The sequence below is a fragment of the Pseudomonas sp. NFACC32-1 genome (genome assembly GCF_900101215.1).
Taxonomy (GTDB): Bacteria; Pseudomonadota; Gammaproteobacteria; order Pseudomonadales; family Pseudomonadaceae; genus Aquipseudomonas.
Map to the genome: position 1 here is coordinate 331,366 of NZ_FMUL01000004.1, position 23,858 is coordinate 355,223.

The window sequence follows — 23,858 nt, forward strand, 5'->3', positions numbered from 1 at the left end:
TCGCCAGTCGTCACTTTTTTTGCCGGTTTTTAAACCTTTTTGGCTTTCTGTGTTCTAGTTATCACTTGCGCGTTTGCGCGGCTGCGAAAGTGCCGCTAAATTGCCATCATTGATACCGAGCATTCAGTTATGCGTATAGACGGCGTTTCATCCCAGTCCTATCCCATCAAGCGCAGGCCTCGTACAGGCAGGATCGCTGATCAGGAGAACTTCGACGAAGTCGATGGCGAACTGGAGTTCCCGTCCGAAGAGCAACTGGCTGCCCGTGCCGCCAAGGCCAGCGCGCAACGCCTGAGCAATCTTCCCGCCCGTCAGCAGGACATGATTTACCATCGCGCCATGACCCGTAGCGTCGCCACGGCCCTGGCCAGCTACCTGAGCACCGCCGGCTTCGTCGATTGGGATATGGAAGTGCTGGGCCTCGATCTCTACATCTGATGGCATTGCCTTACTACCTGGGCTGCCCGTCCTGGAGTGAAAACGCCTGGCGCGACTACCTGTATCCCCAGGACGCCAGAAGCACCGATTTTCTCGACCTCTATTCCCAAGTGTTCAACGCCGTGGAAGGCAATACGACCTTCTACGCCAGCCCCTCTGCGGCCATCGTGCAGCGTTGGGCGCAAACCATGCCCTCGCACTTTCGCTTCACGGCCAAGTTCCCCGGCGATATCAGCCACCAAGGCGATTTGCGTGAGCACCAGAGCGCCGTCGACACATTCGTGCAATTGCTCCGCCCCTTGGGGGAACGGGTATCGCCGTTCTGGTTGCAGTTATCCAAGGCCTTCACGCCGGATCGATTGCCGGAGCTGGCAGGGTTCATCGACGCATTCGAAGGTCCCTTGGCCGTGGAGGTGCGTCACGATGAATTCTTCGCCAAGGGCGATGCCGAGCGCCGGCTCAACCGCCTGTTGCTCGACCGCGAGGTGGAGCGTATCTGCCTCGACCCCCGGGCGTTGTTCAGTTGCACATCGACCGACCCCTGCGTGCTTCATGCCCAGTCGAAAAAGCCCCGGGTGCCGCCGCGGCCGGCCGCGTTCACCCAATGCCCGCAGGTACGCTTCATCGGTCATCCAGCGCTGGAGGCCAACGAGCCGTTCCTGACGCCCTGGGTAGAAAAAATCGCCGGCTGGATCGAAGAAGGACGCACGCCGTACATCTTCCTGCACACCGCCGATAACGTGCTGGCGGCAAAACTCGCGCAACACTTTCACCGGCGATTGATGCATCGATTGCCTGGCTTGCCGGCCCTGCCTGAGTTATACAGAGAGCCCGCCGCCGAGCAACTGGGTTTGCTCTGAGGCGAACGTCCCTCTGCCCAGGAGCGAACTTCATGGATGCGCAAACCCGTCGAGCCCAGGCGTTCAAGGCCCTGCACGAACGCGAAGAGGCTTTCGTCATTCCCAACCCCTGGGACGCCGGTTCGGCAAAGATGCTTGCCAGCCTGGGTTTCGAAGCGTTGGCCACCACCAGTGCCGGTCATGCCTTTTCCCTGGCACGTCCCGATGGTGCGCTGGGGCTGGAAGATACCCTCGCCAATGTCCGGGCGATCGTGGCGGCCACTGACCTGCCGGTGGCAGTCGACCTGGAGAACGGTTTCGCCGATGCCCCCGAGGAGTGCGCTCGCAATCTGTTGCGTGCGGCGCAGGCCGGCGCGGTCGGGGGCTCCATCGAAGATGCCACGGGGCGCGAAGGCAGCCCGATCTATTGCTTCGAAGAGGCCGTAGCGCGGGTGAAGGCCGCGGCAGACGCGGTGCGCAGCCTGCCATATCCCTTCGTGCTGACCGCTCGCGCGGAAAATTTCCTGCATGGTAATCCCGACCTGGACGACACGATTCGTCGCCTGAAGGCTTTCGCCGACGCTGGCGCCGACGTGCTCTACGCACCGGGGCTCAGCAGCGCCGGGCAGGTGCTGGCGGTGGTGCAGGCGGTGGCGCCCAAACCGGTGAATGTCCTGATGTCCGGCGCACTGGACCTGACGGTCGCGCAGTTGAGCGAGCTGGGCGTCAAGCGCATCAGTGTCGGCTCTGCCCTGGCCCTGGCGGCGTACGGTGAGTTCATGCGTGCCGCCGAAGAGATCAGGCAGCAGGGCACCTTCACTTTTACCCGGCGTTCAATGCCGTTCCGGCAGGCCAACGAGTTGTTCAAGGGCTGAGGTCGGGCCGTGCGGGGATTGAAGGTATTCGCGTGTCTGCTGCTGATCGTTGGCGGCGCGGTGCTGGGTGTGCGGCAAGGTTGGCTGGCGGTGCCGCCGCAATGGAACCCCTGGGCGCCGCTGGATATCAACAGCCCGCCGAACCTGCTGACCCGTTACAAGCTGATGGCCCTGCGCAACGATCCGCAACTCTGTGACCAGGCCCTCGCGACCTCTATCCTGCGGGTCGTTCGCCAGGCCGATAGCGATCCCAGGGGCAATTGCCCATTGACCAATGTCGTAAGAGTCCAGGGCAGCGAGGTGGCGCTGAGCAGCAGCTTCTTGGCCAGTTGCCCGCTGGCGGTGGCATTCGCCCTGTTCGAGCGCCATGCGTTGCAGCCGGCGGCCATGGCGGCCTATGGGCAGAAAGTGAAGCGGGTCGATCACCTGGGCAGTTTTGCCTGTCGCAACATGTACGGTCGTGAGACCGGCGCGCGCAGCCAGCATGCCACCGCAAGCGCCCTGGACATCGCCGGGTTTCGCCTGGCCGACGGGCGTGCGATCAGCGTCCTCAGGGACTGGCCCAAGGACAATGCCGATGCGCGTTTTCTACGTCAGGCCCGGGATGGCGCCTGCGATATGTTCAGTGTGGTCCTGAGCCCGGACTACAACGCGGCGCACCGCAATCATTTCCATCTGGACGTGGGGCCCTGGTGGATCTGTCGCTAGGCTCTGTTCGAAAAGCCTTGATACTCGTTCATGCTGACCTGAGACGGGGCTTGCTGTTCTCATTTCGCCACGCCTGGCCTTCGCGCAGACATATCCCAGACAGAGTCAGGATAGCCTCAGGCGGCGATACGCAGGTTCTGCAGCACGATCGGACGTGCCCAGCGAGTGTCGAAATCCAGTGCCTTCTGCTGCGCCACCAATTCCTCTTCCGGAAATGGCGGGAAAGGCTTGTCCAGCAGGTCCAGTTCGAACTCGGCGATCGGCAAGTGCAGGGGGCGAGGTTGTGGCGCAGGGCCAGGTTCCGGCAGTGGCTGGCCAGCGGTGAGGACGATTGGGCGGACCCAGTTGCTTTCGAAGTTCTGCTGTTTTTGCTGGGCGACGATTTCTTCCGGCGGGAAGGGCGGGAAGGGTTTGTCCAGCAGGTCGAGTTCGAATTCGGCGATGGGCAGGAACAGCGGTTCTGGCGGTTTGACCTGGGTTTGCGTCACGTCGCAGGTGCGCTGGCTGACGATGTGGTCCAGCAGTTCGGCGCCGAGGGTCGGTTCAACAGCCTCATCGAGGGCGACCGGCTGGTAGCTGCCGGGCGCCGGTGCGTTTTCACCCAGTTGATCGGCCAGGGCCCGGGCAAAGAAATCCTGCCACAGGTGACTGACGCCGCTCAGCGCTTGGGTGTTACGCAGGCTGTAATCGCCGTAAGGGGAGATGACGCCTATCGATGTGGATTGAATGTCTGACATTTTTCTCGGTCGACGCTCAGCTCTGGCAAAATGCCGTTCACCGTTGTTATCGGCCGTTTTTGCCGATCCTTAATTTTTTGAGCATGTTTTCCATGAGTGAGCGAACCGCGGCCTGCCGCATCCACGTCGAGGCCCTGGCCCCGGCCTTCCAGCCACAGGCCGAGCACTGGGCCCAGCGGCTTGGGCTGCCCTTGCAGGTGGAGGATGGCGAGTTTGCCTTGCAGATCGGCGCGCAGGGGTTGCAACTGCAGCAACTGGGGCCGGACGCGCCGGGGCCGGTACGGGTGGACTTCGTCGAGGGGGGCGCAGCGCATCGCCGGTTGTACGGTGGCGGCAGCGGGCAAATGATCGCCAAGGCGGTGGGCATCGCCCAGGGCGTGCGTCCGCGGGTGCTGGATGCCACCGCCGGGTTGGGCAAGGATGCCTTTGTCCTGGCCAGCCTGGGCTGCGACATGAGCCTGGTCGAGCGCCAGCCGCTGATCGGCGCCTTGCTGGAGGACGGCCTGGCCCGAGGCGCGGAGGATTTCGACGTCGCCCCCATCGTGGCCCGCATGCGCCTGTTCAAGGGCAACGCCATCGAGGTGATGCGTAACTGGGAAGGCGACCCCCCCCAGGTGATCTACCTGGACCCGATGTTTCCCCATCGCGAGAAAACCGCCTTGGTGAAGAAGGAGATGCGCCTGTTCCGTCCCCTGGTGGGCGACGACCTGGACGCCCCGGCGTTGCTGGCCGCAGCACTGGCCCTGGCGAGCCATCGGGTGGTGGTCAAGCGTCCGCGCAAGGCACCGTGCATCGAAGGACCCAAGCCGAGTCATGGCCTGGAGGGCAAGTCCAGCCGCTACGATATCTATCCCAAGAAAGCCCTCAAGCCCTGAGACCGGGGGCCTTCATCGTGGCCAGCCCACGATCGGGCCCTTCGATACGCCGAGGACTAGGGGTGGTAAGCCCGCATGAACAACCCCACCACTTCCCGCACATGATCCTCGGCCGCGTCGCGGTCCAGCGGCTCGCCGCAGCCATACAGCAAGCGGAAGTTCGCCGCTCCCTTGATCAGGCAAAAGAAATGTTCGGCGGCATGGCGGGGCTTGTCGATGCTCAAGGCCCCGCTCTGGTGGACCTTGGTCAGCAAACGCTCCATGCCGGTGAGCATCCGCTGGGGACCGGCTTCGTAGAACACCGTCGAAAGCTTGGGATCCTGGCTGCCCAGGGTCATGATCAGCCGATGCAGGTTCACCGACTCGTCACTGTTGATCAGTTGATGGAAGCCTCGGGCGATGGTCAGCAGCACGTTTTCAATCGGCACGCCTTCCGGCCATTCGAAGAACAGCAAGGGAACCTGCTCCTCGCATTTGGCGATCACCGCGGCGGAAAACAACGTTTCCTTGTCGTTGAAATGGCTATAGACCGTCAGTTTCGACACACCAGCCTCGGCGGCCACGGCCTCCATGCTGGTACTGGCGTAGCCCATGCTCAGGAACAGGCGCTTGGCGGCGTCGAGAATGGCCTGGCGCTTGGCCAGGTCCTTGGGACGGCCGGGGCCGCTGGGGGATGAAAGATTGTTCGACATTCTTCGCGTTAATACTGGACTGGTGAGTTTGCTATTAATAACATACTCGCCAGTATAATTATTCCAAGCACCCTTAGCGAAAGGTCACTCGTCATGTTCCGCTATGCGTCGTCCCTCGCCCTGCCAGTCAGCCTGGCTTTTTTATTGTCTGCGTGTGGCCATGACGAACCGGTGCCCGTTGCCGTGCGTCCTGCCATGGTGGTCAAGCCCGAGCCCTCGGCCCAGGCGACGGACAGCTATCCTGGCGAGGTGCGGGCGCGTTTCGAGCCGGACCTGGCTTTCCGTATCGGTGGCAAGGTAAGCCGCCGGCTGGTGGAGGAAGGCCAGAGGGTCAAGGCCAACCAGCCATTGGCCGAGCTCGACCCCGAGGACGTGCGCCTGCAACTGGAGGCCACTCGGGCCCAGGTGGCCGCCGCCGAGGCCAACCTCAACCTGGTGCGGGCCGAACGTGATCGCTACAAGACCTTGCTGGATCGGCAGATGGTCAGCCGGTCCCAATACGACAACGCCGAAAACCTTTACCGCTCCGGCGCCGCGCGGCTCAAGCAGATCAAGGCCGAATTCGACGTGGCCAGCAACCAGGCCAGCTATTCGGTATTGCGTGCACCCCAGGATGGCGTGGTCGCCCGACGTTCGGTGGAAGTGGGGCAGGTGGTATCGGCCGGTCAGACGGTCTTCACCCTGGCCACCGATGGGGAGCGTGAGGTGCTCATCAGCCTGCCGGAGCAGAGCTTCGGCCGCTTCAAGATCGGCCAGCCGGTCTCCGTGGAGCTATGGAGCCAGCCCGATCAGCGCTTCAGTGGGCGTATCCGTGAACTTTCGCCGGCCGCCGATCCCAAGTCCCGCACGTTCGCCGCTCGGGTGGCCTTCACGGCCGGCAGCGTGCCGGCCGAGCTGGGCCAGAGCGCGCGGGTGTTTATCCAGGCCGCCGACAAGGTTCCGCTGTCGGTGCCACTCTCGGCACTGACCGCCGAGAACGGTGCCACCTATGTCTGGGTGGTCAATGCCAACCACACCCTGAAAAAAGTCCCGGTGCGCGTCGGCGCCTTCGGCGAGAAGACCGTGCCGGTGCTGGAAGGTTTGAGCCCCGACGATTGGGTCGTCGCGGCGGGCGTGCATGTGCTCCTCGACGGCCAGCAGGTACGGCCTGTGGATCGCTCCAACCGTGCGGTCAACCTGGCGGCCAAGGAGTAATCCCGATGGGTTTCAATCTTTCCGAGTGGGCGCTGCGTAATCGCCAGATCGTACTGTTCCTGATGTTGCTGCTGGCTATCGTTGGTGCGCTTTCCTACACCAAGCTGGGCCAGAGCGAAGATCCACCGTTCACGTTCAAGGCCATGGTGATTCGCACCAACTGGCCGGGGGCCACGGCCGAGGAAATGTCGCGGCAGGTCACCGAGCGCATCGAAAAGAAGCTGATGGAAACCGGCGATTACGAAAAGATCGTCTCGTTCTCGCGGCCGGGCGAGTCCCAGGTGACCTTCATGGCCCGCGACTCCCTGCATTCGGCACAGATCCCCGAGCTGTGGTACCAGATCCGCAAGAAAGTCGCCGATATCCGCCACACGTTGCCGCCGGGTATCCAGGGGCCGTTCTTCAACGATGAGTTCGGCACAACCTTTGGCAATATCTACGCGCTGACCGGCGACGGGTTCGACTACGGTGTGCTCAAGGATTACGCCGACCGTGTGCAGATCCAGCTGCAACGGGTCAAGGACGTGGGCAAGGTCGAGCTGATTGGCCTGCAGGACGAAAAGATCTGGATCGAACTGTCGAACGTAAAGCTGGCCACCCTTGGCTTGCCCCTGGCGGCGGTCCAGCAGGCCCTCGAGGAGCAGAATGCGGTGTCCACCGCCGGTTTCTTCGAAACCGGTAGCGAGCGCCTGCAGCTACGGGTGTCGGGGAATTTCCAGACCGTGGAAGAGATTCGCAGCTTCCCCATCCGGGTCGCCGATCGTACGTTCCGTATCGACGATGTGGCGGATGTGCGTCGCGGTTTCAACGATCCTCCGGCACCGCGCATGCGCTTCATGGGCGAAGACGCCATCGGCCTGGCTGTGGCCATGAAGGACGGCGGTGACATTCTGATCCTGGGCAAGGCCCTGGAGGCCGAGTTTGCCCGGATCCAGAACAATCTCCCGGCCGGCATGCAACTGCGCAAGGTCTCGGACCAGCCGGCGGCGGTGAAGACCGGTGTGGGCGAGTTCGTCCAGGTGCTGGTGGAAGCGCTGACGATCGTGTTGCTGGTGAGCTTCTTTTCCCTGGGCCTGCGCACCGGGATGGTGGTGGCCCTGGCGATTCCGCTGGTGCTGGCGATGACTTTCGCGGCGATGTATTACCTGGGGATCGGCCTGCACAAGATTTCCCTTGGCGCGCTGGTGCTGGCCCTGGGGCTGCTGGTGGACGACGCGATCATCGCCGTGGAGATGATGGCGATCAAGATGGAGCAGGGCTTCGACCGGATCAAGGCCGCCAGCTATGCCTGGACCAGCACTGCATTCCCGATGCTCACCGGTACGCTGATCACGGCGGCGGGGTTCCTGCCGATCGCCACGGCGCAATCGGGCACCGGCGAATATACCCGTTCGATTTTCCAGGTGGTGACCCTGGCGTTGGTGGCGTCCTGGGTGGCTGCGGTGGTGTTCGTGCCTTACCTGGGGGAAAAGCTGCTGCCGGACCTGGCGAAAATCCATGCGGCCAGACACGGCACTCGTGACGGTCAGCCCGATCCCTATGGCACGCCGTTCTACCAGCGCGTCCGGCGCCTGGTGGAGTGGTGCGTGCGTCGGCGTAAAACCGTCATCGCACTGACGGTGCTGCTGTTTGTCGGCTCGGTGGTGCTGTTCCGTTTTGTCCCTCAGCAATTCTTCCCGGCGTCGGGACGTCTGGAGTTGATGGTCGACCTGAAGCTGGAGGAAGGCGCCTCCCTGAGCAACACCGCCGAACAGGTCAAGCGCCTGGAAGCGATGCTCAAGGATCATCCGGGCATCGATAACTACGTGGCCTATGTCGGTACCGGGTCTCCTCGTTTCTATCTGCCGCTGGATCAACAACTGCCTGCTCCCAGCTTCGCCCAGTTCGTGGTGCTGGCCAAGACCATCGAGGATCGCGAGCCGTTGCGCAGCTGGCTGATCAGCACCTTGAACGAACAGTTTCCCACCCTGCGTTCACGGGTCACTCGCCTGGAAAACGGACCACCCGTGGGTTACCCGGTGCAGTTCCGGGTGACCGGCGAGCACATCGAAGAAGTCCGGGCCCTGGCGAGGAAAGTGGCGACCAAGGTGCGTGAAAACCCCTACGTGGCCAATGTGCATCTGGATTGGGAAGAGCCGAGCAAGGTCGTGTACCTGAATGTCGATCAGGAGCGCGCCCGGGCCCTGGGGGTGAGCACCGTCGACCTGTCGAAGTTCCTCCAGAGTTCCCTCATCGGCTCCAGCGTCAGCCAGTACCGCGAAGACAACGAGCTGATCGAGATCCTGCTGCGTGGCACCGTGCACGAACGCACCGAACTGTCCTTGCTGCCCAGCCTCGCGGTGCCTACCGAGAATGGCACCAGCGTTGCGCTGTCCCAGATCGCGACGTTGGAGTACGGCTTCGAAGAAGGCGTGATCTGGCACCGCAACCGCCTGCCGAGCGTGACCGTGCGGGCCGACATTTACGGCAAGGAGCAACCGGCGACCCTGGTCCAGCAGATCTTCCCGACCCTGGACCCGATTCGGGCCGAGTTGCCGGATGGCTACCTGCTGGAGGTCGGCGGTACGGTAGAGGATTCGGCTCGCGGCCAGAAGTCGGTGAATGCCGGTGTGCCGCTGTTCATCGTGGTGGTGCTGACGTTGCTGATGCTGCAGCTGCGCAGCTTCTCGCGCACGGCCATGGTGTTCCTGACCGCTCCCCTGGGGCTGATCGGTGTGACGCTGTTTTTGCTGGTGTTCCGCCAGCCGTTCGGTTTCGTCGCCATGCTGGGGACTATCGCCCTGTCGGGAATGATCATGCGTAACTCGGTGATCCTGGTGGACCAGATCGAGCAGGATATCGAGGCAGGACTGACGCCCTGGCAGGCGATCATCGAAGCCACCGTGCGCCGTTTCCGACCCATCGTGCTCACCGCCCTGGCGGCGGTGCTGGCAATGATCCCCTTGTCCCGCAGCCTTTTCTTCGGGCCGATGGCCGTGGCGATCATGGGGGGACTGATCGTGGCGACGGCGTTGACGCTGCTGTTCCTGCCGGCGCTGTATGCGGCCTGGTTCAGGGTCAAGAAAACCTGACTGCAGTTCTCTGACGCCAAAAGACAATGTGGGAGCGAGCCTGCTCGCGATAGCGGTGTAACAGCCAACGAAGGTGTCATGGCTGATATCGCTTCGCGAGCAGGCTCGCTCCCACAGGTGTTTATGCTGGGTGTCAGAGCGCGCCGAACACCTTCTTCGCCAGACTGGTGGCCGCGGCCGCCGGGTTCTGGCGAATGGCGGCTTCCTGCTTGCCGATCATTTCGAACAAGCCATCGAGCGCCTGTTCAGTCACGTAGTTCTCGACGTTGGCGCTTTTCGCGTCCAGTACACCGAAGGTCGCGGCCTGGCCTGCGAAGGCATTGTATTGCTGGGCCAGGCCGACCTTGTCGGTGGCTTGCTTGACGATAGGCAGGAACTTGGCACGGATCTGCTCGCGGCTGCTCTTGTTCAGGTACTGCGTGGCCGAGTCGTTGCCGCCGCTGAGGATGCCCTTGGCATCGTCCACGCTCATGTTCTTCACTGCGTTGACCAGGATCGGCTGGGCCTGGACCACGGCGGCCTCGGCGGCCTGGTTCATGCTGCTCTCCAGTTGCTCGACCTGGTCGCCCATGCCGAAGGCCTTCATCTTGCTGGCGACCTTGCCGAGCTTGCCCGGCAGCTCGATCTTGACCTCGGGGTTGTTGCTGAAGCCGCCTGGGGTGCCGAGTTGCTTGACCGCGACTTGAGCGCCTTGGGTCAAGGCGTCCTTGAGGCCGCCCGTGGCATCTTTTTGCGACAGGTCGCCAAGGGACAGGGCCATGGCTTGGGCACTGATCAACAGGCCGGCGCACAGGCCGGTGAAACGCAGGGTAGAGCGGAGCATGACAGCGTCCTTGAAGTGAATGGGAAAGGAATCAGCGGGCAGCGTCGACACGGATCTTCAACGGCTGCGGATCATTGCCATCGAGTTGCACGGTATGTTGTTCGGTGGTGATGAACATCACGCGTCCGTCCACCTCGATACGGGCACTCACGGCATACCGGTGCCCGGGCTTGACCTGGGCCGGATCATAACTGAGGTGGAACGGCAGCGGGACCTGGCCTTTGACCGGGCCGCTCTGCTCATCGAGCACCGTGGCCGGGGCATCGGCCAGGGAAACGTCCTGCAGGCTGACGCTCAGGATCGCGCTGGGTGGCAGGGCGATGCGCTGCAGGTAGAACACTTCGCCGTCGAGGCTGTGCCGGCTCGCCAGCGGTGCGCTGGAACAGGCACCGAGCAGTGCCGCGAGGGCGATGAGGGGAAGCTTGTTCATCGGGCAATTCCTTGGTTGGGGAGGCGCCAGCGGTCAAGCGGGCGCCTGGGTGGTCAGTCCTGGGACACCGGGGCAACCTGTTCCGCCGCGTCTTCACTGCGATGCAACGCCACCTGACGGATCGACAGGCGGATTTCCGCCGGCAGCACCCGTTTGGCCGCGCCTTCGGCCAGTTCGCCCAACAACTCGTGATAGCTTAGCTTGCCCGCTTCGTCCCGGCGCAGCACGTCGAGATCCAGCATGGTCTGGATGAAGTGGCGGAACAGGCTCTTGTCGAAGAATTCCGGTGCATTCAGGCCATGGAGAATCGACAGGCGCTGGGCCATCACGGTACAGAGGTCTTCCAGCTCCTCGGCACTGATGCTGTTCTGGCCACTGTTGAGCAGCAGCGAGACCGTCATGTAGAAGCGCTGCAGGGTCTGGGCAATGCTCTTGGACAACAGGGTCAACAGCACGAAGTGCCGCGAACTCGGGGCCGGGCGCAGGTACAGGTCCTTTTCGAAGCGCAGCAGGCCCTGTTCGACGAATGCTTCGAGCCATTGGTCCACCACTTCATCCAACTGGTCCAGGGACCAGCGGATGAACAGCTCCGATTGCAGGTACGGGTACAAGGCGCGAGTGTAGCGCAGGATCTGCTCGCGACTCATGCGCGACGTACTCTGGAAGAAACTGGCCAGCAACGCGGGCAAGGCGAAGATATGCAGCACGTTGTTGCGGTAATAGGTCATCAGTACCGCGTTCTGCTCGTCCAGGTAGAGGATCTTGCCCAGGGCATCGCTCTGTTCCGACAGCAGGTCCATGCCTTTGACATGCTCGATCAAGGCCAGGCCATCGCCTTCGGGAAGGGTGGTGTAGGGTGAATACGGTACTTTGCGCAGCAAGGCCAGGTACAGGTCCAGTACCCGGGCCATGGCGCGGTCGTCCAGGGCCAGGCGGCTGGTGGACAACAGCGCCAGGGCGACGAGGTTGACCGGGTTGATCGCGGCGGCTTCGTTCAGGTGCCGGGCCACACGTTCGCCGAGACGATGGGTGGTTGCGTTGAGCCAGGCTGGCTTGAATTGCGGGCCAAGCGCCTGTTGGCGCCAGTCCGGCTGTTCGCTGTCGAGGAACTGGGCCAGCCTGATCGGTTCGCCGAAGTTGACTGCCACCTGGCCGAAGCGCTGCTTGAGGGCGCCGACGACCTTGAAAATGTCGAAGATCGACTCTTTCTTCTTGCTGGCGCCGCGCAGTTCGCCCAGGTAGGTACGGCCTTCCAGTACCCGCTCATAACCGATGTAGACCGGCACGAACACGATGGGCGTGCGCGAGGAGCGCAGGAAGCTGCGCAAGGTGATGGCAAGCATGCCGGTCTTGGGCTGCAGCATGCGCCCGGTACGCGATCGCCCGCCCTCGACGAAGTACTCCACGGGGAAGCCTTTAGTGAACAGCGTGTGCAGGTATTCGTTGAACACCGCCGTATAGAGCGGGTTGCCCTTGAATGTGCGGCGCATGAAAAACGCCCCGCCGCGGCGCAGCAGGCCGCCGATCACCGGCATGTTGAGGTTGATGCCGGCGGCGATGTGCGGTGGGGTCAGGCCGTTGCGAAACAGCAGGTAAGACAGCAGCAGGTAGTCGATATGGCTGCGATGGCAGGGCACATAGATGACTTCGTGGCCGGGAGCGATCTTCTGCACGCTCTCGATGTGGTTGACCTTGATGCCGTCGTAGATCTTGTTCCAGAACCAGCTCAGCACCACCTCCAGGAAGCGGATAGCGGTATAGGTGTAGTCCGAGGCGATCTCGTTGCCATAGCGCAGGGCCTGGGCCTTGGCTTTCTCTGTGGATATCTTTTCCCGCTCGGCCTCCTCGGCAATCGCCTGCCTGACCAACGGTTGGTTCACCAGCCCTTTGACCAGGTTGCGGCGATGGGAGATGTCGGGGCCGATCACCGCCGACTTCAGGTTGCGCAAGTGCACCCGCAGGATCCGCTGGGCCATGCGTACGGTGCGCTCGTGGCCCTTGTCGTGTTCGATCAGTTCGCGCAGGTGGATCGGCGCGGAAAACTGCACCCGGGTCTTGCGTCCCAGGATCATGATGCTCAGCAGGCGGCGCAGGCGTCCGGTGACGGCCCAGCTGTCGGCGAACAGCAGTTTCCATGGGCTGGATTCGCTGTCGGGCGACTGGCCCCAGAACACACTCACCGGGATGATCTGCGCGTCTTCGGCGGCGTTCTGCGTCAGGGCATTGACCAGTCGTGTCAACGTGGGGGGCGCGCCGCGCTTGTCCTGGCGCCCGAGCCAGTCGGGGGCCGGGGTCAGATAGAAAAAGGCTGCCGGCTCCAGCAGGTTCCCCACCGCTACCGGTAATACGGGACGGGGCAGGCCGGCCTTGGTGCATTCGGTGTCGAGCACCGCCAGGTCGGTGAGCGAAGGGTCTTGCAGGACGTAGAACACCGGACGGCTGCGGTCGAGATCGAGGGTGAAGGACGACTGGTTGATCGTCTCGGAACGAACCCAGAGATACAACAGGCGGCGCAGGGTGCCAAATACAAGACGACGGAACGGGGAGCGGGTCATACGGCTTCTGCGTGAGTGGAAAGAATCGAGCGGTCGCTAGTGTGCCGGATTCGTCGAAAATCGGCAAAAAAGCGGCGAAGTAAAGTCAGTTGAGAGTTTTCGTGTGTGTCTTATACTCGGTCGCTGATCGCCTCGGCCTTCCCATGGACGGCTGCGGGGCGGCGAAAGTTCGTACAGCTTTATCTTTGCCGTCGGGCGGGAGAGCTGGCTTGAAAAATAAGAATTGGGAGTGAGCAATCATGGCAGCACGCGAAACCGGCAACGTGAAGTGGTTCAACGACGCCAAGGGCTACGGTTTTATCCAGCGTGAAGGCGGGGCGGATGTATTCGTGCACTATCGCGCGATCCGCGGCGAAGGCCACCGTTCGCTGATCGAGGGCCAGAAGGTCGAGTACGCGGTGGTGGAAGGGCAGAAGGGCCTGCAGGCTGAGGATGTGGTGGGGTTGTAAACCGCATTCACTGGCTACGCGAAACCCATTGTGGGAGCGAGCTTGCTCGCGATAGCGGTGTGTCAGTCACTTCTAATCTGGCTGATCTACCGCTATCGCGAGCAAGCTCGCTCCCACATTGGCTCTGCGGTGGGCTGGAAGTCAGCGTCACGCCGTCTTCCAGGTGATCTCTTCTTCCCCATCGGCGCTGATGCGAATCCAGCGATCCGCCGATTCCTCGCCTTCCTCTTCAACCCAGGAGCCCGGCGCACAGCGTACTTCGACGTTCAGCGCGGCGAAGGCGGCGCGGGCGCAGGCGATGTCGTCTTCCCATGGGGTCCGGTCGCTTTCCAGGTAAAGGCTGTTCCATTTGCCCACGGCCTTGGGCAGCCAGGTCACCGGGATATCGCCAGCCTTGCATTTGTAGGTCTGGCCTTTCTGGGTCCATTCGCTGCAAGGTCCCAGGGCCTGGCTCAGCCAGGCGGCGATGGCCTTGTGGTCAACATCGGCGTCCTTGAGGTAAATCTCGATATCGGGTTGGCGCATGGATGTCCTCACTGTGGTCTCGAAAAATCCATTCGCGGATTTAGTGTCGGCCCCGAACGCTCGCCCGGGGCCCGATAGGGTTATTGAAGAACGAAATAATCGTAGCGCATCGACACCGTGACCTCGAAGGGCTCGGCCTGCTCGATCACGCTGGCGCGGCGCTCGGCACTGGCGCGCCAGCCGTGGGGCGTCATGGCCAGCAGGTTGGCCCGATCCGGGCCGCTGTCCAGCGTCAAGCGAAACTCCAGGGTTTCGCTGTGCTCCAGCGTCATGCCCGGCGGCACCAGGGCCAGATGCTTGTCATCGGTGTATTCGCGCACTTCGTCGTACAGCTGCTCGCGCAGTTCCATCAGGTGACCGCGGGTGGGGCCGACTTTCATCAGGCCACCACCAGGGCTGAGCAGGCGCCTGGCCTCCTGCCAGTCCAAGGGGCTGAACACGCTTGCCAGGAACTGGCAGCAACCATCCGCCAACGGTACCCGGGCCATGCTGGCGATCAACCAGGTCAACCGTGGGTTGCGTTTGCAGGCACGCTTGACCGCCTCCCGCGAGATGTCCAGGGCGTAGCCATCAGCGTCGGGCAGGGCATCGGCGATCTGCGCGGTGTAGTAGCCCTCGCCACAGCCGATGTCCAGCCAGCGACCGGGGGCTCGTTGCGCAGCCAGTTCGGCCAGGCGCCGGGCCACCGGAGCGTAGTGCCCGGCATTGAGGAAGGCGCGACGGGCTTCGACCATGGCCTGGTTGTCCCCAGGGTCGCGGCTGTTCTTGTGCTGCACCGGCAGCAGGTTGAGGTAACCCTGGCGCGCCCGGTCGAAGCGATGGCCGGCCGGGCACACCACGCCGTTGTCCAGCGCCTTGAGCGGTTCGCTGCAGATCGGACAGGCGAGCATCAGGCGAGTAACTTGATCAGCGTCTTGTAGTAGATCTCGGTCAGTACGTCGAGATCGGCCGCCAGCACGCGTTCGTTGACCTGGTGGATGGTGGCGTTGACCGGCCCCAGTTCCACCACTTGCGTTCCCATGGTGGCGATGAAGCGCCCGTCGGACGTACCGCCGCTGGTGGACGCCTGGGTTTCACGCCCGGTGACGTCCCGGATGCTGGAAGACACGGCGTCCAGCAGCGCACCCGGTTCGGTGAGGAACGGCAGGCCGGACAGTGCCCAGTCGATGTGCCAGTCCAGTTGATGCTTGTCGAGGATGTCGGCAACTCGCTGTTGCAGGCCTTCGACGGTGGATTCGGTGGAAAAGCGGAAGTTGAACACCGCCACCAGGTCGTCCGGAATCACGTTGGTCGCGCCAGTGCCGGCGTTGAGGTTGGAGATCTGGAAGCTGGTGGGCGGGAAGAAGTCGTTGCCGTGGTCCCAATGTTCGGCGGCCAGTTCCGCCAGCGCCGGCGCCGCCAGGTGGATCGGGTTCTTCGCTAGGTGTGGGTAAGCCACGTGGCCCTGCTTGCCGCGCACGGTCAATTGCGCGCCGAGGGAGCCGCGGCGGCCGTTCTTGACCACATCGCCCACCAGCGTGGTGCTCGACGGTTCGCCGACGATGCACCAGTCCAGTCGTTCCTGGCGGGCCTTGAGGCGTTCCACCACAGCCTTGGTGCCGTGGTGGGCCGGGCCTTCTTCATCGCTGGTGATCAGGAAGGCGACCGAACCCTTGTGGTCCGGGTAGTCGGTGACAAAACGCTCGGCCGCCACCACCATCGCCGCCAGGCTGCCTTTCATGTCCGCCGCGCCACGGCCGCAGAGCATCCCATGCTCGTCGATGACCGCATCGAACGGATCGAGCTGCCAGGCCTGTACCGGGCCGGTGGGCACCACGTCGGTATGCCCGGCGAAGCACAGCACCGGCCCCTCGTGCTTGCCATGGCTGGCCCAGAAGTTATCCACATCCTCGAAGCGCATGGGTTCGAGCTTGAAGCCTGCGTTGCCCAGGCGCTGCATCATCAGTTTCTGACAGTCGGCATCCACGGGCGTCACGGACGGACGGCGGATCAGGTCGCAGGCAAGTTGCAGGGTCGGCGAGAGGTCGGCGTGGGCCGTCATGGAAGCTCCGGGAATATAGAATGAACGCAAGGCTTGTAGATCAGCGGGCAGGCTCCCGCAAAATGGCGGTTATCTTATAGCAAAACCACCACCATGGGCCCAAGTATGCCTACGGTGATTGACACAAAACCTGTGGGCGCGAGCTTGCGCGCGCAGGCGGTGTATCAGGCAATACTTCATCGACTGTCATACCGCTATCGCGAGCAGGCTCGCTCCCACAGAGGGTTTGTCTGGAATTGATGCCGCGACCGGGCGCCTGGGGCTCGAATTGCTCCGACAAAGCCCTATAATGCGCGCCGGTTTCTGGGGTAATGGTCATGAGTACAGAAGATCCACGCTTTGCCGGCATCGCCCGTTTGTATGGCATCGAGGGCCTGGAACGCCTGCGGGCGGCCCATGTGGCGATCGTCGGGGTCGGCGGGGTCGGTTCCTGGGCGGCGGAAGCCATTGCCCGTTGCGGCGTGGGCGAGATTTCGCTGTTCGACCTGGACGACGTCTGTGTCAGCAACGCCAATCGTCAGCTGCATGCCCTCGACAGCACCGTCGGCAAACCCAAGGTGCAGGTGATGGCCGAGCGTTTGCGCGGGATCAACCCCGACTGCACGGTGCACGCGGTGGCGGATTTCGTCACCCGCGACACCATGGCCGAATACATCACGCCGAACATCGACTGCGTGATCGACTGCATCGACAGTGTCAATGCCAAGGCCGCGCTGATTGCCTGGTGCAAGCGCCGCAAGATCCAGATCATCACCACGGGCGGCGCAGGCGGGCAGATCGACCCGACGCTGATCCAGGTCTGCGACCTGAACCGTACGTTCAATGATCCGCTGGCGTCGAAAGTGCGTTCCACCTTGCGCCGCGACTACGGTTTTTCCCGCACCGTGACCCGTCACTACAGCGTGCCCTGTGTGTTTTCCACCGAACAGCTGCGCTACCCGAAACCGGACGGCAGCATTTGTCTGCAGAAGAGTTTTGTCGGCGATGGCGTGAAGCTCGACTGCGCCGGAGGGTTCGGCGCGGTCATGATGGTCACGGCGACATTCGGCATGGTCGCGGCGACCAAGGCTGTGGATAAGATCGTGGCGGGTGTGCGACGACCGGCGGACAGGGTCAAGCCTCAGGTTTGAGGGGCTTATGGCCTCATCGCGAGCAAGCTCGCGCCCACATAGGGTCAGGCTGAACGCAGTATTTGCGTGCACCAAATCCCCTGCGGGAGCGAGCTTGCTCGCGATTGCCGTTACTGAGTCAACTCCAGCATCCGCTTCAACACCGCATTCAAACCGTTGCTACGGGACGGCGACAGCTGCCGCGACAATCCCAGCTGGTTGAACCAATCCGGCAAATCCACCTGCCGCAACTCCTCAGCGGGCAACCCGTTGACCCGCGCCAGCAGCAACGCCACCAGGCCACGGATCAACCGCGCATCGCTGCCGGCGCAAAACTGCCAGTGCCCGTCGTGCAAGCGACCCACCAACCATACCTGGCTTTCACAGCCGTGGACGAGGTTGGCCTCGCACTTGTCCTCGTCATTCAGCGGCGGCAGGCGTTCACCCCATTGCATCAGCAGCCGTGCCCGTTGTTCCCAGCCTGAAGCGTCCTGGAAAACCCGTAGCGCCGTGGCGGCATCGGTCGGCAGGTTCATCGCAACATCTCCAAGGCCTGATCCAAGGCGTCGAAGAAACGCTCGATGTCGGCGGAGTCGTTGTACAGCGCCAGCGACACGCGGATCGCCCCGGACAGCTTCAAATGCTTGAACAGCGGCATCGCGCAGTGATGCCCGGCGCGTACGGCAATGCCTTGCTCGGTCAGCAGATGCGCCAGGTCGGCGTTATGGATGCCTTCGACCACGAAACTGACCAGGGCCAGGCGCGGGTTGCCCAGCAGGCGAATGCCGTTGCGAGCCAGCAGGCCATGGAGCAGGTAGTCATGCAGCGCCGCTTCATGATCGATGACCGCTTGCGAATCGAGCGCGGACAGGTAGTCCAGGGTCGCGCCCAACCCGATCACGCTGGCAATCGGCGGCGTACCGGCTTCGAAGCCCAGCGGCGCCGCACGGAAAGTGGCGCAGTGGTAGTCGGCCTGTTGCACCATTTCGCCGCCGAACTGCCAATGACGCAGCTTGCCAAGGGCGTCGGTACGGCCGAACAGCATGCCCAGCCCGTCCGGGCCGTAGAGTTTGTGGCTGGAAAACACGTAAAAGTCGCAGCCCAGCGCCTCCACATCGTGGCGGCCATGGACCACGCCCTGGGCGCCGTCGATCACTGTCAGCGCGCCCTGGGCCTTGGCCAGGGCCAGCAGCGCCGGCAATGGCTGCCAGGCCCCCAGCACATTGGACAGCTGACTGACCGCCAGCAAGCGTGTCCGGGGGCCGATAAGGCCGGTGGCGGCTTCCAGGTCGATCACTCCGTCGGCATCCAGGGGCAACACCACCAGGGTCAACGATCGGCGCTCGGCCAACTGCTGCCACGGCAGCAGGTTGGCGTGGTGTTCCAGGGCGCTGATGGCGATCTCATCGCCCGGGTGGAATAGATGTTCCAGCCCATAGGCCAGCAGATTCAGCGCGGAGGTCGCGCCATGGGTAAAGACGATCTGCCCGCAACCCTGTGCATTGAGCCATTGCGACACCTTGAGGCGACTGTCTTCGAACGCCTGGGTGGCGTGAGCCCCCGGCAGATGCTGCGCCCGGTGCACGTTGGCCGCGCCATTGGCGTAGTAATGCGTCAGGGCATCCAACAGGGCTTGGGGTTTCTGCGTGGTGGCGGCACTGTCCAGGTAGGTCTGGCCTTGCCGTTGCAGGGCGGCGATGGCCGGGAAATCGGCCCGCCAGGGGGATTGGATCAACATGCTTTCGGGCCCTGCTGGAGTTACGCCGGACCCTGTGGGAGCAAGGTTGCTCCCACAGGTGAGGGGGACGCGGCTTAGTTGTGCGCGTGCAGTGCTTCGTTCAGCTCGATGGCCGACTTGTGGGTCTTGCATTCCACCGCGCCGGTCTCGGAATTGCGGCGGAACAGCAGGTCGGGCTGGCCGGCCAGGTCGCGGGCCTTGACCACTTTGACCAGTTGGTTGTTCTCGTCCAGCAGCGCCACCTTGGTGCCGGCGGTGACATACAGGCCCGACTCCACGGTATTGCGGTCGCCCAACGGAATGCCGATACCGGCGTTGGCACCGATCAGGCAGCCTTCGCCGACCTTGATCACGATGTTGCCGCCGCCCGACAGGGTGCCCATGGTGGAGCAACCGCCGCCCAGGTCCGAACCCTTGCCGACGAATACGCCTGCCGAAACACGACCTTCGATCATGCCCGGGCCTTCGGTGCCGGCGTTGAAGTTGACGAAACCTTCGTGCATGACCGTGGTGCCTTCACCCACATAGGCGCCCAGGCGGATACGCGCGGCGTCGGCGATGCGCACGCCGGCCGGGACCACGTAGTCGGTCATTTTCGGGAACTTGTCCACCGAGAACACTTCCAGCAATTCGCCGCGCAGGCGGGCTTCAAGCTGGTGCTCGGCCAGTTCGCTCAGGTCGATCGCGCCCTGGCTGGTCCAGGCCACGTTCGGCAGCAGCGGGAAGATACCGGCCAGGTTCAGGCCGTGGGGCTTGACCAGGCGATGGGACAACAGGTGCAGCTTGAGGTACGCCTCGGGGGTGGAACTCAGTTGTGCATCTTCGGCCAGCAGGGTGGCGACCAACGGCTTGTGGCTCTCGGCCAGACGGGTCAGCAGCGCGGCTTGGGCGGCATCGACACCCTTGAGGGCATCGGCCAGTTGCGAGGCCTGGGCGGTGGTGAAGCTGATGGCCTGGTTGCCTTCGCTGTAGCCCAGGATCGGCGCGATGGCCTTGACGATGTCGGCCGAAGGATTGAGCAGTGGCTGTGCGTAGAACACTTCCAGCCAGGCGCCTTGGCGGTTTTGGGTGCCGACACCGAAGGCCAGGCTGAACAGGGTAGTGGACATGAACGTTACCTCAACAAAATGGACTGGGCAGGCTTACTTGATCTCTGCCGCATAAATATCTGGCTTGAAGCCAATCAGGGTTCGGTCACCGAGATCGAGCACCGGGCGCTTGATCATCGAGGGTTGGGCGAGCATCAGTTCGATGGCTTTCGTCTGGTCGAGATCGGCTTTGCGTTCGTCATCGAGCTTGCGAAAGGTCGTACCGGCACGGTTCAACACCACTTGCCAGCCATGCTCGTTGCACCATTGGGTCAGGTGCTCACGGTCGATGCCGGCGCTCTTGTAGTCGTGAAATTCGTAGCGTACTGCGTGTTCATCGAGCCAGGTGCGCGCTTTTTTCATCGTGTCACAGGCTTTGATGCCGAAAAGGTGCAACGTTTTGCTTGAATCGGTCAAGGAACTGCCCCCTTTGCAGGTGCTGGAAATAAAAGGTGAAGGATTATGCCATGACCGGACGGTTTCGCGACGGCCCAGGTTGATGGACACCAAAACCTGTGGGAGCGAGCTTGCTCGCGATGGCGTCCGATCAGCCAGCAATGAATCGATTGATACATCGCTATCGCGAACAAGCTCGCTCCCACAATAGTGGGGCTGCGACATAGGTGTAACGGCCAGGTTCATGCTAAGCGGTTAATATGGCACTTCAACGGCAAGCTGTTGCCGGATGTGTATCGCTGTCATTGGAAACCGCTATGCAAAGCGCCTACACCGTCCTGATCCTGCTGACGCTGGTGGGCGTCTCACGCCTGATCGGACGGTTGATCCCCCTGCCGTTGCCCCTGGTCCAGATCGGCGCCGGTGCCGTGCTGGCCTGGCCGTCCCTGGGCCTGCATGTCACCCTCGACCCGGAACTGTTCCTGTTTCTCTTCCTGCCGCCACTGCTGTTCTCCGATGGCTGGCGCATGCCCAAGCGTGAACTGTGGCGCTTGCGCGGGCCGATCCTGACCCTGGCGGTGGGGCTGGTGTTGTTCACCGTGGTGGGTGCCGGGTATTTCATTCACTGGTTGTTGCCGGATATTCCACTGCCGATGGCTTTCGCCCTGGCGGCAGTGCTGTCGCCCACCGACGCGGTGGCGGTCTCGGCGATTGCCCGCGACCGCTTGCCTGGGCCCCTGATGCACATGCTCCAGGGCGAGGCGCTGATGAACGATGCCTCGGGCCTGGTGACGTTCAAGTTTGCCTTGGCGGCGGCTGTCACTGGCGTGTTTTCCCTGGCCAACGCCAGCGTGACGTTCGTGCTGGTGGCGGTAGGTGGGCTGCTCGTCGGGGTCGCCTTGAGCTGGTTGATGGGACGCCTGCGAGCCTGGATGGTCGCCCGGGGCTGGGACGACCCGGCCACCCACGTGGTGTTCATGTTGTTGCTACCCTTCGCCGCCTACGTGGTGGCTGAGCGACTGGGCGCCTCGGGCATTCTCTCGGCGGTGGCGGCGGGGATGATGCAGAGCTGGCTCGACCTGTTGCCACGCCAGACCGGTACGCGGCTGCTCAATCGCAGTGTCTGGGCGCTGCTGGAGTTCGCCTTCAACGGTTTGATCTTCCTGCTGTTGGGCTTGCAGTTACCGGACATCATCAAGGCCGTGACCAGCCACGAAACCACGCTGTGGCCAACCCTGTTCTACCGCTGCCTGGATGTCGTGGTGATTTTCCTGGTGCTGCTGGTGCTGCGGTTCGTCTGGGTGCAGAGCATCTGGCGCCTGTCCGGGTTGTTGCGGCGCTGGCGCGGCAAGGGGGAACTGACACTGGTGCCCACCGCGCGCTCCTGCTGGCTGCTGACGTTCGGTGGGGTGAGGGGCGCGGTGACCCTGGCGGGCGTGCTCTCTGTGCCGTTGCTATTGGGCGCGGGCGAGCCCTTTCCCGAGCGGGACCTGCTGATCTTCATTGCCGCCGGGGTGATCCTGTTGTCATTGATCGCGGCCTGCATTGCCTTGCCGCTGTTACTGAAGGGCATCGAGAAAAGCCCCGATGACAAGCGCCGCAACGAAGTCCGCGATGCCTGGCGCAAGACTGCTGAAGCGGCGATCCGCGCGCTGGAAGTGGAGGAGCCGAGTGAGGCGACAAGTACGCCGGATGCGGCCCAGGCGGCGCTGGCCACTGAGGTCAAGGCGCGGTTGATGTCCGAGTATCGTCATCAGCTCGACGTGTTCAACGATTCCGCCGAGGCCCAGGCGTTGGCATTCGAAATGGACCTGCTGGAGCGCCGGCTGCGCTTGAAGGCTTATCGGGCGCAACGGCTGGAGTTGTATCGCCTCAGTCGTCATCACCAGATCGGGGATGATGTACTGCGTGAGGTGCTGGGGGAGTTGGATCTGGCAGAGGCGAATCTGGGGTTGGGTAAATAGTAGTTTTGCGCAGGACTCACCGTGGTGAGGGGATAAGACCCCTCACCACAACGGCGGTACGCTTCAACCCCGACGCTGGATAAACGCGCGGATCCGTTCCGCCGCTTCCACGCATTCTGCCAGTGGCGCCACCAGGGCCATGCGCACGCGCCCGGCCCCTGGGTTGACGCCGTCCACATCGCGGGACAGGTAGGAGCCCGGTACCACGGTCACATGTTCCTGTTCGAACAGGTCGCGGCAGAACGCTGCATCATCGCCGGCCACATTCGGCCACAGGTAGAAGCTGCCGTCGGGGCGTTGCACGTCCAGCACCGGGCTGAGGATTTCCAGCACGGCGTCGAATTTCTCCCGGTACAGCGCGCGGTTGGCCCGCACGTGCTCTTCGTCGTTCCATGCAGCGATGCTCGCCAGTTGGGTCTGGACCGGCATCGCGCAGCCATGATAGGTGCGGTACAGCAAAAAGCCTTTGAGAACGTCCGCATCGCCGGCGACGAAGCCGGAGCGCAGGCCTGGCAGGTTGGAGCGCTTGGACAGGCTGTGGAACACCACGCAGCGCTTGAAGTCCTTGCGACCCAGTTCGACGCAGGCGTTGAGCAGGCCCGGCGGCGGGCTCTGTTCGTCGAAATACAGTTCGCTGTAGCACTCGTCCGCAGCGATCACGAAATCGTGCTCGTCGGCCAAGGCGATGAGCTTCTTCAGCACATCCACCGGAATCAGGGCACCGGTCGGGTTGCCAGGGGAGCACAGGAACAGGATCTGGCAGCGTTTCCAGATGTCTGGCGACACGGCGTCGAAATCCGGGTTGAAGCCATTTGCGTCCAGGCATGGCAGGTAGTGCGGCTTGGCCCCGGCCAGGAACGCGGCGCCTTCGTAGATCTGGTAGAAGGGGTTCGGGCTGACGACCAGGGCGTCGTCGCCACGGTTGACCACGGTCTGGGTGAAGGCGAACAGCGCTTCGCGGGTGCCGTTGACTGGCAAGACATGACGCGCCGGGTCGAGCCAGCCGTTGGGTATATTGAAGCGACGCTCGCACCAGCCGGTGATTGCTTCACGCAGTTCCGGGATGCCGAGGGTGGTCGGGTACACAGCCATCTTTTCCAGATTACTGGCCAGGGCTTCAGCCACGAAGCTGGGCGAGCGATGCTTGGGTTCGCCGATGGACAACGCGATGGGGCGTTTGTCGGGGTTGGGCGTGACGCTGCCCAGCAGCGCGCGGAGCTTTTCGAACGGGTAGGGCTGCAACTGGTTCAAAGCGTTGTTCATCGAGGGCCTCGTCAATGTGGGCGCGGTCCTTGTGGAAGCTGGCTCGCT

At 63.0% G+C, this 23,858-nt stretch carries 23 protein-coding genes; 10 read left to right on the forward strand and 13 right to left on the reverse strand.

What is annotated here, in order from left to right; genetic code table 11:
* Window positions 1-129 precede the first annotated feature (129 nt).
* Genes BLP99_RS09505 through BLP99_RS09520 form a run of 4 tightly spaced genes read left to right on the forward strand, consistent with a single transcriptional unit; the run spans window position 130 to window position 2,860 of the window.
* A complete protein-coding gene (locus BLP99_RS09505; RefSeq protein WP_072388014.1) occupies window positions 130-438 on the forward strand; it encodes a hypothetical protein in 309 nt (102 codons plus the stop codon).
* On the forward strand, window positions 438-1,298 hold the full coding sequence (locus BLP99_RS09510; protein WP_072388012.1) for a DUF72 domain-containing protein: 861 nt from the start codon (window positions 438-440) through the stop codon (window positions 1,296-1,298). Before BLP99_RS09505 ends, BLP99_RS09510 begins: the two co-directional genes overlap by 1 nt.
* 32 nt (window positions 1,299-1,330) lie before the next feature.
* On the forward strand, window positions 1,331-2,152 hold the full coding sequence (locus BLP99_RS09515; protein ID WP_072388010.1) for an isocitrate lyase/PEP mutase family protein: 822 nt from the start codon (window positions 1,331-1,333) through the stop codon (window positions 2,150-2,152).
* A gap of 9 nt (window positions 2,153-2,161) precedes the next feature.
* Window positions 2,162-2,860 carry an extensin-like domain-containing protein gene (locus BLP99_RS09520; protein ID WP_072388008.1) on the forward strand — a complete coding sequence of 233 codons (699 nt, stop codon included), beginning with the start codon at window positions 2,162-2,164 and terminating at the stop codon, window positions 2,858-2,860.
* Between the two features lie 116 nt (window positions 2,861-2,976).
* On the opposite strand, the gene BLP99_RS09525 is transcribed toward BLP99_RS09520, so the two are convergent.
* Window positions 2,977-3,597 carry an energy transducer TonB gene (locus BLP99_RS09525; RefSeq protein WP_072388006.1) on the reverse strand — a complete coding sequence of 207 codons (621 nt, stop codon included), beginning with the start codon at window positions 3,595-3,597 and terminating at the stop codon, window positions 2,977-2,979.
* Window positions 3,598-3,689: 92 nt separating this feature from the next.
* Here BLP99_RS09525 and BLP99_RS09530 point away from each other — a divergent pair, with 92 nt between their 5' ends.
* On the forward strand, window positions 3,690-4,472 hold the full coding sequence (locus BLP99_RS09530; RefSeq protein WP_092180231.1) for a class I SAM-dependent methyltransferase: 783 nt from the start codon (window positions 3,690-3,692) through the stop codon (window positions 4,470-4,472).
* Window positions 4,473-4,528: 56 nt separating this feature from the next.
* Here BLP99_RS09530 and BLP99_RS09535 read toward each other — a convergent pair whose 3' ends face one another.
* Window positions 4,529-5,164: a TetR/AcrR family transcriptional regulator gene (locus BLP99_RS09535; RefSeq protein ID WP_072388002.1), complete on the reverse strand. Its 636-nt coding sequence runs from the start codon at window positions 5,162-5,164 to the stop codon at window positions 4,529-4,531.
* 93 nt (window positions 5,165-5,257) lie between these two features.
* Here BLP99_RS09535 and BLP99_RS09540 point away from each other — a divergent pair, with 93 nt between their 5' ends.
* Both BLP99_RS09540 and BLP99_RS09545 read left to right on the forward strand, forming a co-directional pair.
* On the forward strand, window positions 5,258-6,358 hold the full coding sequence (locus BLP99_RS09540) for an efflux RND transporter periplasmic adaptor subunit (RefSeq protein WP_072388000.1): 1,101 nt from the start codon (window positions 5,258-5,260) through the stop codon (window positions 6,356-6,358).
* Window positions 6,359-6,363: 5 nt separating this feature from the next.
* Entirely contained in the window at window positions 6,364-9,429 is a 3,066-nt protein-coding gene (locus BLP99_RS09545; protein ID WP_072387998.1) for an efflux RND transporter permease subunit, read from the forward strand.
* Between the two features lie 133 nt (window positions 9,430-9,562).
* Here the strand turns inward: BLP99_RS09545 and BLP99_RS09550 are convergent, their stop codons facing one another.
* Genes BLP99_RS09550 through plsB form a run of 3 tightly spaced genes read right to left on the reverse strand, consistent with a single transcriptional unit; the run spans window position 9,563 to window position 13,237 of the window.
* The gene (locus BLP99_RS09550; RefSeq protein WP_072387996.1) at window positions 9,563-10,252 is read right to left on the reverse strand and encodes a DUF4197 domain-containing protein; all 690 of its coding nucleotides are present in this window, start codon (window positions 10,250-10,252) and stop codon (window positions 9,563-9,565) included.
* A gap of 31 nt (window positions 10,253-10,283) precedes the next feature.
* Window positions 10,284-10,682 carry a YbaY family lipoprotein gene (locus BLP99_RS09555; protein ID WP_072387994.1) on the reverse strand — a complete coding sequence of 133 codons (399 nt, stop codon included), beginning with the start codon at window positions 10,680-10,682 and terminating at the stop codon, window positions 10,284-10,286.
* A 53-nt stretch (window positions 10,683-10,735) separates the two neighbouring features.
* Complete coding sequence (gene plsB, locus BLP99_RS09560) at window positions 10,736-13,237, reverse strand: glycerol-3-phosphate 1-O-acyltransferase PlsB (RefSeq protein WP_072430837.1); 2,502 nt, start codon at window positions 13,235-13,237, stop codon at window positions 10,736-10,738.
* A 239-nt stretch (window positions 13,238-13,476) separates the two neighbouring features.
* Here plsB and BLP99_RS09565 point away from each other — a divergent pair, with 239 nt between their 5' ends.
* A complete protein-coding gene (locus BLP99_RS09565; RefSeq protein WP_072387990.1) occupies window positions 13,477-13,686 on the forward strand; it encodes a cold shock domain-containing protein in 210 nt (69 codons plus the stop codon).
* A gap of 147 nt (window positions 13,687-13,833) precedes the next feature.
* Here the strand turns inward: BLP99_RS09565 and BLP99_RS09570 are convergent, their stop codons facing one another.
* From BLP99_RS09570 to dapE, 3 genes are all read right to left on the reverse strand, one after another.
* The gene (locus BLP99_RS09570) at window positions 13,834-14,211 is read right to left on the reverse strand and encodes a hypothetical protein (protein WP_072387988.1); all 378 of its coding nucleotides are present in this window, start codon (window positions 14,209-14,211) and stop codon (window positions 13,834-13,836) included.
* 80 nt (window positions 14,212-14,291) lie between these two features.
* Complete coding sequence (locus BLP99_RS09575; protein WP_092180233.1) at window positions 14,292-15,101, reverse strand: putative RNA methyltransferase; 810 nt, start codon at window positions 15,099-15,101, stop codon at window positions 14,292-14,294.
* Complete coding sequence (gene dapE, locus BLP99_RS09580; RefSeq protein ID WP_092180235.1) at window positions 15,101-16,252, reverse strand: succinyl-diaminopimelate desuccinylase; 1,152 nt, start codon at window positions 16,250-16,252, stop codon at window positions 15,101-15,103. Before dapE ends, BLP99_RS09575 begins: the two co-directional genes overlap by 1 nt.
* 311 nt (window positions 16,253-16,563) lie before the next feature.
* Here dapE and tcdA point away from each other — a divergent pair, with 311 nt between their 5' ends.
* Window positions 16,564-17,382: a tRNA cyclic N6-threonylcarbamoyladenosine(37) synthase TcdA gene (gene tcdA / locus BLP99_RS09585; RefSeq protein ID WP_072387980.1), complete on the forward strand. Its 819-nt coding sequence runs from the start codon at window positions 16,564-16,566 to the stop codon at window positions 17,380-17,382.
* 110 nt (window positions 17,383-17,492) lie between these two features.
* On the opposite strand, the gene BLP99_RS09590 is transcribed toward tcdA, so the two are convergent.
* The 4 genes from BLP99_RS09590 to BLP99_RS09605 form a co-directional block, all read right to left on the reverse strand.
* The gene (locus tag BLP99_RS09590; protein WP_072387977.1) at window positions 17,493-17,897 is read right to left on the reverse strand and encodes a SufE family protein; all 405 of its coding nucleotides are present in this window, start codon (window positions 17,895-17,897) and stop codon (window positions 17,493-17,495) included.
* On the reverse strand, window positions 17,894-19,099 hold the full coding sequence (locus BLP99_RS09595; protein WP_092180237.1) for a cysteine desulfurase: 1,206 nt from the start codon (window positions 19,097-19,099) through the stop codon (window positions 17,894-17,896). Before BLP99_RS09595 ends, BLP99_RS09590 begins: the two co-directional genes overlap by 4 nt.
* Before the next feature lie 74 nt (window positions 19,100-19,173).
* Window positions 19,174-20,208, reverse strand: a complete 1,035-nt coding sequence (gene dapD / locus BLP99_RS09600; protein WP_072387973.1) for a 2,3,4,5-tetrahydropyridine-2,6-dicarboxylate N-succinyltransferase — start codon at window positions 20,206-20,208, stop codon at window positions 19,174-19,176.
* Between the two features lie 33 nt (window positions 20,209-20,241).
* Window positions 20,242-20,604 (reverse strand): ArsC family reductase, encoded by a 363-nt coding sequence (locus BLP99_RS09605; RefSeq protein WP_072387971.1) that lies wholly within the window; start codon window positions 20,602-20,604, stop codon window positions 20,242-20,244.
* 296 nt (window positions 20,605-20,900) lie between these two features.
* Here BLP99_RS09605 and BLP99_RS09610 point away from each other — a divergent pair, with 296 nt between their 5' ends.
* The gene (locus BLP99_RS09610; RefSeq protein ID WP_072387968.1) at window positions 20,901-22,547 is read left to right on the forward strand and encodes a Na+/H+ antiporter; all 1,647 of its coding nucleotides are present in this window, start codon (window positions 20,901-20,903) and stop codon (window positions 22,545-22,547) included.
* A gap of 63 nt (window positions 22,548-22,610) precedes the next feature.
* Here BLP99_RS09610 and dapC read toward each other — a convergent pair whose 3' ends face one another.
* Window positions 22,611-23,810: a succinyldiaminopimelate transaminase gene (gene dapC / locus BLP99_RS09615; RefSeq protein ID WP_072387965.1), complete on the reverse strand. Its 1,200-nt coding sequence runs from the start codon at window positions 23,808-23,810 to the stop codon at window positions 22,611-22,613.
* Between the last annotated feature and the right edge of the window lie 48 nt (window positions 23,811-23,858).

Coding starts and splice junctions, on each gene's coding strand:
- tcdA (WP_072387980.1), top strand. CDS start 16,564: ATGGTCATGAGTACAGAAGATCCACGCTTTGCCGGCATCGCCCGTTTG.
- BLP99_RS09565 (WP_072387990.1), top strand. CDS start 13,477: ATGGCAGCACGCGAAACCGGCAACGTGAAGTGGTTCAACGACGCCAAG.
- BLP99_RS09525 (WP_072388006.1), bottom strand. CDS start 3,597: ATGTCAGACATTCAATCCACATCGATAGGCGTCATCTCCCCTTACGGC.
- dapC (WP_072387965.1), bottom strand. CDS start 23,810: ATGAACAACGCTTTGAACCAGTTGCAGCCCTACCCGTTCGAAAAGCTC.
- BLP99_RS09505 (WP_072388014.1), top strand. CDS start 130: ATGCGTATAGACGGCGTTTCATCCCAGTCCTATCCCATCAAGCGCAGG.
- BLP99_RS09590 (WP_072387977.1), bottom strand. CDS start 17,897: ATGAACCTGCCGACCGATGCCGCCACGGCGCTACGGGTTTTCCAGGAC.
- BLP99_RS09575 (WP_092180233.1), bottom strand. CDS start 15,101: ATGCTCGCCTGTCCGATCTGCAGCGAACCGCTCAAGGCGCTGGACAAC.
- BLP99_RS09515 (WP_072388010.1), top strand. CDS start 1,331: ATGGATGCGCAAACCCGTCGAGCCCAGGCGTTCAAGGCCCTGCACGAA.
- BLP99_RS09595 (WP_092180237.1), bottom strand. CDS start 19,099: ATGTTGATCCAATCCCCCTGGCGGGCCGATTTCCCGGCCATCGCCGCC.
- BLP99_RS09570 (WP_072387988.1), bottom strand. CDS start 14,211: ATGCGCCAACCCGATATCGAGATTTACCTCAAGGACGCCGATGTTGAC.
- BLP99_RS09540 (WP_072388000.1), top strand. CDS start 5,258: ATGTTCCGCTATGCGTCGTCCCTCGCCCTGCCAGTCAGCCTGGCTTTT.
- BLP99_RS09550 (WP_072387996.1), bottom strand. CDS start 10,252: ATGCTCCGCTCTACCCTGCGTTTCACCGGCCTGTGCGCCGGCCTGTTG.
- BLP99_RS09535 (WP_072388002.1), bottom strand. CDS start 5,164: ATGTCGAACAATCTTTCATCCCCCAGCGGCCCCGGCCGTCCCAAGGAC.
- BLP99_RS09545 (WP_072387998.1), top strand. CDS start 6,364: ATGGGTTTCAATCTTTCCGAGTGGGCGCTGCGTAATCGCCAGATCGTA.
- BLP99_RS09530 (WP_092180231.1), top strand. CDS start 3,690: ATGAGTGAGCGAACCGCGGCCTGCCGCATCCACGTCGAGGCCCTGGCC.
- dapE (WP_092180235.1), bottom strand. CDS start 16,252: ATGACGGCCCACGCCGACCTCTCGCCGACCCTGCAACTTGCCTGCGAC.
- dapD (WP_072387973.1), bottom strand. CDS start 20,208: ATGTCCACTACCCTGTTCAGCCTGGCCTTCGGTGTCGGCACCCAAAAC.
- BLP99_RS09555 (WP_072387994.1), bottom strand. CDS start 10,682: ATGAACAAGCTTCCCCTCATCGCCCTCGCGGCACTGCTCGGTGCCTGT.
- BLP99_RS09510 (WP_072388012.1), top strand. CDS start 438: ATGGCATTGCCTTACTACCTGGGCTGCCCGTCCTGGAGTGAAAACGCC.
- BLP99_RS09610 (WP_072387968.1), top strand. CDS start 20,901: ATGCAAAGCGCCTACACCGTCCTGATCCTGCTGACGCTGGTGGGCGTC.
- plsB (WP_072430837.1), bottom strand. CDS start 13,237: ATGACCCGCTCCCCGTTCCGTCGTCTTGTATTTGGCACCCTGCGCCGC.